The sequence below is a fragment of the Chitinophaga sp. CCNWYY40 genome, from assembly GCF_037483205.1.
Taxonomy (GTDB): Bacteria; Bacteroidota; Bacteroidia; order Chitinophagales; family Chitinophagaceae; genus Chitinophaga; species Chitinophaga ginsengisegetis.
The window spans coordinates 125,119-138,025 of the sequence record NZ_JBBHLF010000005.1; the positions used below are offsets into that span (position 1 = coordinate 125,119).

Annotated in this window: 8 protein-coding genes; 7 read left to right on the plus strand and 1 reads right to left on the minus strand. The window is 46.5% G+C overall.

Annotation, left to right across the window (positions count from 1 at the left end; all coding sequences use genetic code 11):
• Positions 1 to 94 precede the first annotated feature (94 nt).
• Complete coding sequence (locus V7S65_RS19505; RefSeq protein WP_227024422.1) at positions 95 to 3,439, plus strand: carboxypeptidase regulatory-like domain-containing protein; 3,345 nt, start codon at positions 95 to 97, stop codon at positions 3,437 to 3,439.
• Between the two features lie 694 nt (positions 3,440 to 4,133).
• On the opposite strand, the gene mce is transcribed toward V7S65_RS19505, so the two are convergent.
• Positions 4,134 to 4,535 carry a methylmalonyl-CoA epimerase gene (gene mce / locus V7S65_RS19510; protein WP_079469734.1) on the minus strand — a complete coding sequence of 134 codons (402 nt, stop codon included), beginning with the start codon at positions 4,533 to 4,535 and terminating at the stop codon, positions 4,134 to 4,136.
• Between the two features lie 132 nt (positions 4,536 to 4,667).
• On the opposite strand from mce, the gene V7S65_RS19515 reads away from it, so the two are divergent.
• The 6 genes from V7S65_RS19515 (at position 4,668) to V7S65_RS19540 (ending at position 12,855) form a co-directional block, all read left to right on the plus strand.
• The gene (locus V7S65_RS19515) at positions 4,668 to 5,861 is read left to right on the plus strand and encodes an IscS subfamily cysteine desulfurase (RefSeq protein WP_336387855.1); all 1,194 of its coding nucleotides are present in this window, start codon (positions 4,668 to 4,670) and stop codon (positions 5,859 to 5,861) included.
• Positions 5,862 to 6,034: 173 nt separating this feature from the next.
• Entirely contained in the window at positions 6,035 to 6,775 is a 741-nt protein-coding gene (gldF, locus tag V7S65_RS19520) for a gliding motility-associated ABC transporter permease subunit GldF (RefSeq protein WP_079469736.1), read from the plus strand.
• A gap of 21 nt (positions 6,776 to 6,796) precedes the next feature.
• Complete coding sequence (gldG, locus tag V7S65_RS19525) at positions 6,797 to 8,500, plus strand: gliding motility-associated ABC transporter substrate-binding protein GldG (RefSeq protein WP_079469737.1); 1,704 nt, start codon at positions 6,797 to 6,799, stop codon at positions 8,498 to 8,500.
• A gap of 125 nt (positions 8,501 to 8,625) precedes the next feature.
• Positions 8,626 to 9,579, plus strand: a complete 954-nt coding sequence (locus V7S65_RS19530) for a TerC/Alx family metal homeostasis membrane protein (protein WP_336387854.1) — start codon at positions 8,626 to 8,628, stop codon at positions 9,577 to 9,579.
• A gap of 57 nt (positions 9,580 to 9,636) precedes the next feature.
• Positions 9,637 to 12,141, plus strand: coding sequence for a bifunctional UDP-N-acetylmuramoyl-tripeptide:D-alanyl-D-alanine ligase/alanine racemase (locus V7S65_RS19535; RefSeq protein WP_336387853.1), 2,505 nt, complete (start codon positions 9,637 to 9,639; stop codon positions 12,139 to 12,141).
• Between the two features lie 60 nt (positions 12,142 to 12,201).
• Positions 12,202 to 12,855, plus strand: coding sequence for a lipoprotein signal peptidase (locus V7S65_RS19540; RefSeq protein ID WP_079469739.1), 654 nt, complete (start codon positions 12,202 to 12,204; stop codon positions 12,853 to 12,855).
• The last annotated feature ends 52 nt before the right edge of the window (positions 12,856 to 12,907 follow it).

Here is a 12,907-nt window from a genome sequence, read left to right on the forward strand (position 1 = left end):
AGGAACCGTTCAAAATATTTGTTAACGATTTCATAATTGTATTATTTTTAATACTTCAATCTGTCATTTGAACTTTACCAAAATCTGAATCGCAATGCACAAAAAAATCTGGCATTCCCTTATTAGTATGCTTTGCTGCGTGCTAATAATCCCTGCTGCCCTGTTTGCCCAGGAAACAACCGCCGACATAGCCGGTACTATTCTAAGTAAAGAAGGTCCGGTTCCCGGCGCCAGCATTACAGCTATCCACGTGCCTACCGGCACAAAATATAACACCGTTTCACGGAAAGACGGCCGTTATAATTTACCCAACCTCCGCGTTGGTGGCCCCTACACCCTGTCTGTTTCCTACATCGGCTTCAAAGACGAAAAGCGCGACAACATTTTTCTTTCACTGGGACAGGATTTCAAATCAGACATCAACCTGCAATCCAGTACCAGCACGCTCACAGAAATAGTGGTTACTTCTGTTAGTCAGAACAAAGTGATTAACAGGGCCCGCACCGGTAGCCAGGAAGTGATCACCCGCTCGCAGATGGACCGCCTGCCAACTATCAGCAGGTCCATGCAGGACTTCACGAAACTCACACCTTCTGCCAACGGACTGAATATCGGTGGCAGAAGCAACCAGCTGAACAATATCACCGTTGATGGCGCCAACTTCAACAACTCATTTGGTTTGCAGGCCACACTTGGCTCCCAGACATCATCCCAGCCCATCAGCCTCGAAGCGCTGGAGCAGATCCAGGTAAACGTATCTCCATATGATGTAAGACAGGGTGGCTTCTCAGGCGCCGGTATCAACAGTGTTACCAAAAGCGGCACCAACACGTTCAAAGGTGCCGTTTACACCTACATTCAAACACCCGGATTACAGGGACTGAAAGTAGGCAACGCTACCGTTCCAAAACCCGACTTCAATTATAACCTGCGTGGCTTCAATGTAGGCGGTGCCATCATCCCCAACAAATTGTTCTTCTTCGTAAGCGCTGAACAGGAAAGAATTAAAGCGCCCGCTACCAGCCTCGTAGCCAACAAACCCGGTGGAGTGGCCGGTGGTAACGTATCCCAGGCCGTAGCAGATACACTGGATGCACTGAAACAATTCCTGATAAGCAAATACGGATATGATCCCGGCGATTACCAGAATTATACCTACCGCACGCAAAGTGATAAAGTAACTTTTAAGGTCGACTGGAACGTAAATGAGCACAACACGTTTACCTTTAAATACAGTTACCTGAAATCATTTAAAGATATTCCCGCCAGCAACAGCGGCGCTCCCGGTGGCGGTGCTGTTGGAAGTGGCCGCCAGCCCAGCGCTACAGGTCTTCCTTTCAGCGGAAGCGGCTATACCATCAACAACAATTTCAACATCTTCATTGCTGAACTGAATACCCGCATCGGTAACCGTGCCTCCAATAAACTGCAGATCGGCTACTCCGCCATGCGCGATTTCAGAAATGCTTTGTCACAAAGCAATTTCCCGCTGGTAGATATTATGAACGGCCAGGGCGCCAGCTATACCGCCTTCGGTTATGAGCCGTTTACCTACAACAATAAGCTTAATACCGATGTATACCAGCTGTCTGATATCTTCACCATGTACAAAGGGAAGCATGAAATCACGATTGGAACGCAGAACTATTATAAAACATTCGTGAATGGCTTTGCGCCGAACTACAACGGTAACTACCGCTTTAATACACTCTCCGATTTTTATGCCAGCGCCAACAGCAACCTGGCAACGGCTTCACGCTACGCAGTGTCTTATGCAACTACCAAAGACGGCTCCTTTCCATACGCAAAAATCAACATGCTGGAACTGGGCGCGTTTATCCAGGATAAGTGGAGTGTTACCAACTTCTTTACCTTTACCTATGGCTTACGTATAGACGTACCAGTTATAGGCAGCACTTTCTCCAAAAATGATTCGCTCGCTGCGCTGACTTTCAGAGATGGTGTGAAGATAGATGTGGGCCAGGCGCCAAAAACAACACCGCTCCTGTCGCCGAGAATTGGATTTAACTGGGATATTACGCATGATGGCAAAACACAGCTCCGTGGTGGTGCTGGCTTATTTGCCGGTCCGCCGCCCGCTGTTTGGCTGAGCAACCAGGCGGGTAACAATGGTGTACAGTTCGGATCGTTTGTAGCGCAAACAAGTGCTACGGCGCCTACCATTCCTTATCCCTTCAGCTCCGATCCCAATACTTACAAAGTGGGCACAGAAGGAAAGCTATCTTATCAATATAATATAGCCGTTACCGATAGGAACTTTAAATATCCGCAGGTATTAAAAGCAACACTGGCGGTTGACCGTCAGTTGCCGTGGGGCGTAATAGGTACCCTGGAATTCAACTATTCCAAAGATATCAACGCTGTATATTTCCAGAACGTAAACCTTCCCACTGCAGGGTTCCAGCTGGATAGCACCCCCGATCACCGCACACGCTATAATTCTTCCAAAATATACGCAGGCAACAGCCTGAGCAATCCGAATATCAGCGATGCCATCCTGATGCGCAATACCAATAAAGGCTATTCGTATTTTGCTACTATCCAGTTACAGAAAAATCTGCCTAATCTTTACCTGAGTGCGGCCTATACTTACAGCAAGTCGCGCAGCGTAAATGATGGTGGCAGCATTGCACAAAGCAACTGGCGCGACCGCCCCGTTGCCGGCGATCCCAATGCCAATGCACTGGGCTACTCCAATTACTACATGCCGCATCGTGTAATTGCAGCCGCTACCTACCGCTTTACATGGGCCAAACATTTCGCTACATCTGTAGGCGTAGTGTATGAAGCCGCTCCAAGTATAAACGTACTTTACAGCAACACTTCCTATACTTACAACGGCGACGTGAACAACGATGCATCCGGTGGTAACAACGACCTGATCTACATTCCAAAAACCAGGAACGATATTAAACTGGTGCCGGTTGGTTATGGTGACAAAACCTATAACCCCGCTACCAATGCAGATAAACGCACTGCAGATATCATCTGGAATCAGCTCGATAATTTTATTAAACAGGATAACTACCTGAGTGGTCACCGCGGACAATATGCAGAACGTAACGCCGTGGTATTACCATTCGCCAAACGGATGGACCTGAATATTACGCAGGACATCTTTGTATTCAGCGGCAAAGAGAAAACAAAACACACCCTGCGTATCAGTTTTGATATTATCAACTTTGGTAACTTCCTGAATAAACGCTGGGGTATTTCCAAAATCCCGAACCTGCCTTCTTTCCTGAAGTACGAAGGACAATACAAAGATGCTTCGGGCAATGCTACTGCAGCAGCAGCTTACTCTTTCCCTTACCTGGATGCGGCGAACCAGATTCCGCTCACCAGTTCATGGAGAGACAATACCGGCACCATTTCCAGGTGGCAGGGCCAGCTCGGTATCAGGTATATGTTTAACTAACGCGAATTTTGTCTTTCCCAGGATTAGACTGATTATACTGCTTCCTGGATTTTATTTTGGGGATTTTAAAAAGATGAAGGGAGATAAAAGCGGATCTATGCTTTTATCTCCCTTCATCTTTTTAAATCAAAACGTAATCAAATCAGTGTAATCACGGTTAATCAGTCTAATCCTGCTCCAAGATAATTTAACATCGCCTTCGGCGATCTTCCGCAAAATTTTTTGCACAGAAAAACAATTTATTGAAGTAATTGAGCGTTAATGAAATACAGAAAGAAACATCTGTACTATCCTGCCTGAAGTAATTTCCCTGATATTTTTGAAATTGATCCCTCTATTTATGTAGAAGTGGCTTTAAAAAAAAGACCTGCAAGCTAAAAAACCCGCAGGTGTTCATAACCTATGCCAACTTTAGAGTAATCGTTAAAACTTAAACTGTTAATAATCTATAAAGCCTAAGTCTTGTAATATTTTGAGTATTGATGTTTTTTCTATTTTGTATATAAGAGATAACGTAATGGAAAATGTATTTGTTCAAAAAATCCTAAAAATTATTTTGGTCTTAACATTTTGGGCCCTTCTTTCCGGGGTGTTTCTCTATTACTTACGGATGATAAATTCCTTTGGATTGCTAAAATGGAAAAAAAATTAAAAAAAATATTATTATTTATATTTTAAATATATAAGTAAATGCTTACTTGATATCCTGACAAATTTCTATCAAAACCCCGTTACTATGCTTAGGATGCAGGAAACAGATCAGTTTGTTATCGGCTCCCTTTTTAGGCGTTTCCTGCAATAAGACAAACCCTTCTTCCTGTAACCGTTTCATTTCCGCATAAATATCCGTTACCTCAAAAGCGATGTGATGCATCCCTTCTCCTTTTTTATCCAGGAACTTTGCAATAGCACTGTCTGGTCCTGTTGCCTCCAGCAACTCTATTTTGGTTTCGCCCTGCCGGAAAAAAGCCGTCTGCACCTGTTCACTATCCACCTCTTCCTGCTTATAACACGGAGTGTTCAGCAGCTTTTCAAAAAGCGGAATGGACACAGATAATTTATTAACGGCAATGCCTATATGTTCTACCCTGAGCATGTTTACAGCTGTTTAACAGCTGCACGGAATCGGTATCCGTACAGCTTTTTCGGAATATGCTTAACCCGGTAAAAATAGAACTTATGTCGTAAATTTGTTAGGCCCGGATTTTAATATAAACAGAAAGACATTATGCTACAGCTGCCCGTTTACCTCGATAACAATGCTACCACGCCCTGCGACCCCAGGGTAGTAGCTGCTATGTTGCCCTATTTCACCGAAATATTTGGGAACGCAGCAAGCCGCAGCCACCCGCTGGGATGGGCTGCAGAGGAAGCGGTAGACAATGCCCGTGAACAGGTAGCCAAACTGATTGGCGCCACACCCAAAGAAATTATCTTTACTTCCGGCGCCACAGAAGCCGTTAACCTCGCCATCAAAGGAGTATATGAAACATATACCACCAAAGGCAATCATATTATTACCGCCGTCACCGAACACAAAGCAGTAATAGATACCTGCAAACACCTCGAAAAACAGGGCGCAAAGGTAACCTGGCTTCCGGTAAACCACGAAGGACTTATTGACCTCAGCGAACTGGAAGCGGCTATTACGCCCCAAACTATCCTGATCAGCCTGATGTACGCCAACAACGAAACCGGCGTGATCAACCCTGTACGCGCCATCAGCGATATTGCCCGGAAACATGGGGTATTGTTTATGACAGACGCTACCCAGGCAGCAGGAAAAATTCCGGTAGATGTAAACAACGACGGCATAGACCTGCTTACCCTCAGCGCCCATAAAATGTACGGACCCAAAGGCACAGGCGCTTTATACGTCCGCAGACGCTCGCCCCGCGTAACGCTCACCGCGCAGATCGACGGAGGCGGCCACGAAAGAGGCATGCGCTCCGGCACCCTGAATGTGCCCGGTATAGTAGGACTGGGAAAAGCATGCGAGCTGTGCATGGAGGAAATGGCTGCCGACACGCAACGCATCCTCCCCATGAGAAACCGGCTGGAAAAGGCTTTGCTGGAAATAGAGCAAACGTATTTAAACGGAGCCCCCGGCCAGCGCCTGCCACATACCTGTAACCTTTCGTTTAAATACGTGGAAAGCGAAACCCTCATGATGGGCTTTAATAAAAAGATCGCCCTATCCTCCGGATCGGCCTGTACTTCGGCTTCCCTGGAGCCCAGCTATGTGCTGAAAGCAATGGGCCTCAGCGACGACCTCGCGCACGCCTCCCTCCGCTTTGGCCTGGGACGGTTTACCACAGATGAACAAATAGATTTTACCATCCAAACCATTACCGACGCCGTTACCCAGCTGAGAACCATCAGCCCCATATGGGAAATGTATAAAGATGGCGTGGACCTTTAAGTCCACCTTTACTCCGGGGCAACGTCGTGGATGCTTCGTAGATGCCTCGTAGATACGTCGTGGATACTTCGGTATAAAGCCCCTTAAAAACCTCCCATACAATAGCCGGAAAGGTAATAGCGTTTACCCTATATTTGTATCTTTACTAATATCCTAATCCTTACAAACTGTTCATGCTAGCCATCTTTAAGAAAGAGATCAACCAGTTTTTCAGCAGTGTTACGGGCTATGTAGCCATCATACTGTTTTTGCTGGCGAATGGATTAATGTTGTTCGTGTTTCCGGAAACCAGCTTACTCGATACCGGGTATGCCAACCTGGATCCGCTGTTCAACCTGGCGCCGCTCATTTACCTGCTGCTCATTCCAGCCATTACCATGCGCTGCTTCGCAGATGAATTCAAAACCGGTACAATGGAATTACTAAGCACCAAACCACTCACCGGCTGGCAGATTGTAATGGGCAAATTCTGGGGTAGCCTGCTCATTGTAGCTATCTCCCTGCTTCCTACTATCGTTTATTATTTTGCCATAAAACAATTAAGTGTAGATAACCAACTGCTCGATACCGGCGGTATTATCGGTTCCTATATCGGCCTGTTACTACTGGGAGCAACGTTCACGGCCACCGGCATCTGGTCTTCTTCCTTAACCAATAATGCCATGATTGCCTTTCTCATCGCACTGTTTACCTGCTTTATACTTTACAACGGCTTCGATGCCGTTAGCAAAATACCGGCCTTCAGCGGTGGAGCCGACTACTACCTGCAAATGGCAGGGATCAAATTTCATTATGCCTCCATCAGCCGCGGCGTAATAGATAGCCGTGATATTGTTTATTTTATCAGCATCATTGGCCTGATGCTCTATCTTACTAAATTATCCCTGCAAAGAAAACTCTGGCAAAACGGTTAATAACCGTCCTTACTAAACAACATGGCTACACGAAAAAAATACATACAACGTGCAATAGCAGTAATACTGGTACTCACGGGCATCAATATAGCAGCAGCTTACTTTCATGGCAGATGGGATCTGACAGCAGAAAAAAGATATACCCTCACCGCCAGCACCCGGCAAATGCTCCGCAAACTGGACAGCCCGGTGGAAATCGAAGTATTCCTCAAAGGCGACTACCCCGCCAGCTTCCGCCAGCTGGCACAGTCTACGTCAGAACTGCTGGAAGAGTTCCGTGAATACGGAAAACAAAACCTCCGGTTTACATTTATCAATCCGGGACAGGGCCTTACAGACTCTGCACGCATGAAGTTCCTCGGTGAACTCACCGCACAGGGCATCATGCCTTTTAATATGAAGGTACAGCAGGAAGCCAACGACGGCTTCGCCGAGAAGCTGATCTTTCCCGGCGCACTGGTGCATTACAAAGGCAAAACAATAGGAGTGAATCTCCTGAAAAACCAGGGCGGGCAAGATCCCCTGCAAACTATGAACAGCTCGGAAGCCTTGCTGGAATACCAGTTTGCCTACGCGATCCACAAATTGCAGGAAAAAGAAAAGCCACTCGTAGGGTATATGCTGGGCCATGGCGAATCGCTCGGCGCCGAAGTATACGACGCACTGAGCACCCTTCAAACCAGCTATGGGCTGGATACCCTCACCCTGCAGGCAGCATCTTACATACCCCGCGATTTTAATGTCATTCTCTTTGCCAAACCCGCAGGCGCCTTCTCGGATGCAGATAAGTTCAAGATAGATCAATATGTAATGAACGGGGGCAAGGTGCTGTGGTTCCTCGATGAATCCAGCGCCAGTATGGACAGTCTTCATGAACATCCTGAATTTTTTGCGATGGATCGCGGACTGAACCTGGAAGATCTCCTCTTCCGCTACGGTGTGCGTATCAACCAGGACCTGGTGCTGGATCTGCAAAGCGATGTAGTGCCGCTGGTAGTGGGCAATGTGGGCAACCGGCCGCAGATACAGCCCATGCCGTTTCCTTATTTCCCGATGCTGATGCCTACCAAAGCGCATCCCATTGTAAAAAATCTGGATATGGTGCTGAGCCGCTTTGTAAGTTCTATCGATACCATAAAAAACGACGCCATCCGCAAAACCATACTGCTCACCACTTCCAGGAACAGCCGTACTACGCGGCTGCCGGCGCAGGTGAGCTGGGACATCGTGAAAACGCAACCCAATCCGCGGGAATACCGCCAAAAATACCTGCCCACAGCCGTTTTGCTGGAAGGGAAGTTCACCTCCCTGTTCCGCAACCGGGAAAACCCTGATGCGGTGAATCAGCTGTTTCACGCATCCGGGCAGTCTTTCAAAGAATCCGCTGATACTATCAACAAAATGATTGTGGTCAGCGATGGCGATGTAATTGCCAATGCCGTATCCCGCAAGGAAGGCCCGCTGCAAATGGGCATCAACGAATTTAACCCGGGCTTTGCCTTTGCCAATAAAGAGTTTTTTCTCAACTGCCTGGAATATCTCAGCGGTAACAGCGGTATCATGGAAGCCCGGAACAAGGAGCTGACACTGCGTTTGCTGGATGGGGAAAAAATCCGGCAGGAAAAAACCAAGTGGCAGGTGATCTGTTTCCTGGTGCCCGTTGGACTGGTTTTATTATTTGCAATGGTATTCCAGTTTATACGTCAACGTAAATTTACTGAATAGCCTGAAGTGCTGTAAGCCACTGGCTTTCAGGGCTTATAGCAGTGGATACTTAATGGAAATGGCAACCTTAAACCGGAAACCTAGCTGCCGTTTTCCTATCTTTGCTGCTCATAAAATGCAATCACGTGGGAAAAACAGAGGTAACATATCTGGTATTTTTTATTGTGATCATCCTGGCGTTAGTATTTGACCTTGGCTTTTTTAGTAAGAAAAATACAAAGACAAGCCTCAAAACAGCGCTGTGGCAAAGCATTTTCTGGGTAGTTTTATCTATGCTCTTTTTTGGGTTCATGTGGCTGGAAGACGGCGCAGAACCCGCCATCAGCTTTTTGAGCGCGTACCTGATGGAGAAATCCCTGTCGATAGATAATATCTTTGTGTTTGTACTCATCTTTAGTTTTTTTAAGATAAAAGAAGAGTACTATTCCCGGGTATTACTGATAGGTATACTGATGGCCATTATTTTCAGGGCCATATTTATCTGGCTGGGAATTGCGCTCATACAAAAGTTTGAATGGATATTATACATTTTCGGTGCGTTTCTCATTTACACCGGTATTAAAATGTTTATCACAAAAGATGATGATGAATTTAAACCGGAGGAGAATGCGATTTACCGTTTTATGAATAAATACATGCGGGTAACCACGGAAGAGCCGAAAGGCAGGTTTGTGATCCGTAAACATAATAAGGCATATCTTACTACGTTATCACTGGTTGTAGTGATGTTGGCAGTAACAGATATCTTATTTGCGGTAGATTCTATTCCGGCTGTATTTGCCATATCACGTGATCCGATGGTAGTATATACCTCTAACATATTTGCGGTTTTGGGACTCAGGTCCCTGTTCTTTTTACTGAGGGGAGCGGTAGATAAATTTGAATACCTGCCCCAGGGTATTGCCATCGTCCTGGTTTTTATAGGACTGAAAATGCTGGCTGAGTATTTTTTGCACAAGCACGATATTCAAATACCGGTATATGTATCATTAATAGTGATAGTGCTATGCCTGGGAGGTTCCATCCTCTATTCTCTCTATCATCAGAAAAAAGAAGTACCGGAAGGAGAAGCGAAGTAAAAAGCAGCGCAGACATTAGTTTTGCAGCAGCTAAGTGATTATTCAAACCTGATAAACGTGTATAACGCAGCAAGCATCAACAAGACTTTGAAAGGGGAATTGTTGCAAGAGACCGGATTTTCTGAAATTGACCATCTTTTATTGGACAGCAGGAAGCTCAGCTTCCCCGAAACATCTCTGTTTATTCCATTGGTTAGCCCGCGGCGCAACGCGCATCAATACATTGAAGAATTGTACCGCAAAGGGGTAAGTAATTTTGTAGTGAGTGAACCAGTGCCACTGGAGAAGTATCCTAAAGCCACCTTCATTCTCGTAAAAGACACCCTGCAGGCGCTGCATGCACTGGTAGCCTTTCACCGGCAGCAGTTCCACATACCCGTTATTGGCATCACCGGCAGCAACGGCAAAACCATTGTAAAAGAATGGCTGTACCAACTGCTGGAAAAGGATTACAATATTGTTCGCAGTCCTAAAAGCTATAACTCCCAGATAGGAGTACCGCTTTCTGTATGGCAAATGAAACCGGAACACCAGCTGGCCATCTTTGAAGCCGGTATTTCACAACCCGGTGAAATGGTGAACCTCGAAAAGATTATCCGCCCCACCATCGGCATCTTCACCAACATCGGGGAAGCCCACAGCGAAGGGTTCTTAAATATCCGCCAGAAAATAAATGAAAAGCTGGTGCTGTTCGCCAAAAGCGATATTCTCATTTACTGTAAAGACTATCTTGCCCTCAATGAGTGTGTGCTGGCCTTTCACAACCAGGTAGGCAAAAAGGAAAACCAGGAAGGCGGACCGGAATTATTTTCCTGGTCACGGAAAACAGATGCCGACCTCCGGGTTACCAATGTGGATAAACTGGATAACCATACCCGCATAGATGCCCTCTACAAACAGGAACCACTGCATTTCCAGATCCCTTTTGTGGATGAAGGCTCTATCGAAAATGCCATTCACTGCCTGGCACTCATGCTGTACATGGGCAAGGAGCAATCCGTTATCCAGCAACGGATGGATCAGCTCAGCAATATTGCCATGCGCCTGGAACTGAAACAGGGGATCAATAACTGCTCCGTGATTAACGACAGTTACAGCCTGGATCTCGGCTCCTTAACCATTGCGCTCGACTTCCTCCAGCAACAGCAGCAGCACGCCACCCGCACCGTTATCCTCAGCGATATCCTGCAAAGCGGTAAAAGCGATGCCACCCTGTACGAAGAAGTAGCAGACCTCCTGCAAAAGAAAGGCATCAATAAATTAATTGCCATCGGTAAAAATATAGGCCGGGAGAAAAAAAGCTTCCAGCAGATAGAAGGACTGAAAACACAGTTCCTCACCACTACCGACGAATACATACAACAATTCAATGCGGATGACTTCCAGAATGAAACCATCCTGGTAAAAGGCTCCCGCATCTTCCAGTTTGAGCGCATCGGCAAACTACTGGAACAAAAAGCGCATCAAACCATCCTGGAAATCAATCTCACCGCTATTTCCCATAACGTAAAGCTGTACCAGTCGCTGCTAAAGCCCAACACCAAATTAATGGCAATGGTAAAAGCGTTCTCCTATGGCAGCGGCAGTTTTGAAATAGCCAATCTCCTCCAGTTTCACGGAGTAGACTACCTCGCAGTAGCCTACGCAGATGAAGGGGTAGAGCTGAGAAGGGCCGGCATTACCATGCCTATTATGGTCATGAACCCCGAACCCGCCAGCTTTGATGCCATCCTCCACTGGAACCTGGAGCCGGAAATCTATTCCATGCAGATCCTCCTGCAGTTTATGGAAGAAATCACCACAGCAGGTAAAACGGAATTCCCTGTTCATATAAAGCTCGACACCGGTATGCACCGCCTGGGCTTTGTGAAAAGTGAAATTGCCGAGCTGGCACAAATACTCACCGCCACCCCGCTGATGAAAGTACAATCCATTTTCAGCCACCTGGCAGCCAGTGAAGATCCCGCCAAGGATGCCTTTACGCAGCAGCAGGGCCGGTTGTTTTATGATATGAGCCATGAGCTGCAAAAGGCACTGGGCTATACCGTGATCCGCCATATTGCCAACAGCGCCGCTATCAGCCGCCATCCTGATCTGCAGCTGGATATGGTACGCCTCGGCATCGGCATGTATGGAATCGACAGCAGCAACGGGATCCAGGACCAGCTTCGCAATGTAAGCACCCTGAAAACAACCGTGGCCCAGCTGAAACACCTGGTAGCCGGCGATACCGTGGGTTATGGCGCCAAATGGGAAGCCAAAGGCCCCGCAGTAACCGCTACCGTACGCATTGGCTATGCCGATGGCTATCCCCGCAGGCTGGGTATGGGCGTTGGCAAAATGTTGGTACGGGGCAAACTGGCGCCTGTGGCCGGTGTAGTGGCTATGGATATGCTCATGCTCGATGTAACAAACATCCCGGATGTAGAAGAAGGGGATGAAGTCATTGTTTTTGGCCAGGACTTGTCCGTACAGGACCTCTCCAACTGGGCTGAAACCATTCCCTATGAAATATTAACAGGAATTTCACAGCGCGTAAAAAGGGTATATTTCCAGGAATAATGATATTGCAGGCTTCGACTTTGAAATAAACTATTATTTTTGATAAAATTCTAATATCAGTTGAAATATCGTCACGTAGTATTTATCGTTATCCTGATCCTGGTTATTGACCAGACACTGAAATTCTGGATCAAAACGCATATGTTTATGCAACAGGAGTTTGTGATTTTCCCCAATTGGTTCCGGATCCATTTTATTGAAAATGAAGGAATGGCTTATGGTCTTAAATTCGGAGGCGACTTCGGGAAGATTCTTCTTACCCTGTTCCGCCTGGTGGCTGTAGTGGTGGGTTTTGTGTACATGAAAAAGCTTATCAAAGAAAAATACAGCACGGGCCTCCTGATTTGTGGATCCCTGATCCTGGCAGGAGCAGCCGGCAACCTGATAGATAGTATGTTCTATGGCCTTATTTTCAACGATAGCATAGGGTATGAAGTATCGAAGTTTATGCCTGCCGGCGGCGGTTACGGTAGCTTTTTACACGGCCGCGTGGTGGATATGTTGTACTTCCCCATTTACGAAGGTTACCTGCCTAAATGGGTGCCGTTTAAAGGCGGCGACTACTTCGTGTTTTTCCGCCCGGTATTTAATGTAGCTGATGCAGCTATTTCTATCGGCGTAATCACTATCCTGCTGTTCCAGAAACGGTTTTTCGGAAAACATATGCAGCCTAAAGCCGTTGAACATCCCGTGGCAAAGGATCACGTAGTTTAAATTATTATCTTACTTATATGTAAAAGCGTTCGCCGGTGGTGAACGCTTTTTT

Bases quoted from the DNA above. Each gene is read 5' to 3' on its own strand.
- V7S65_RS19505 (WP_227024422.1), top strand. From the start codon at position 95: ATGCACAAAAAAATCTGGCATTCCCTTATTAGTATGCTTTGCTGCGTG.
- gldG (WP_079469737.1), top strand. From the start codon at position 6,797: ATGGCTACACGAAAAAAATACATACAACGTGCAATAGCAGTAATACTG.
- gldF (WP_079469736.1), top strand. From the start codon at position 6,035: ATGCTAGCCATCTTTAAGAAAGAGATCAACCAGTTTTTCAGCAGTGTT.
- V7S65_RS19515 (WP_336387855.1), top strand. From the start codon at position 4,668: ATGCTACAGCTGCCCGTTTACCTCGATAACAATGCTACCACGCCCTGC.
- mce (WP_079469734.1), bottom strand. From the start codon at position 4,535: ATGCTCAGGGTAGAACATATAGGCATTGCCGTTAATAAATTATCTGTG.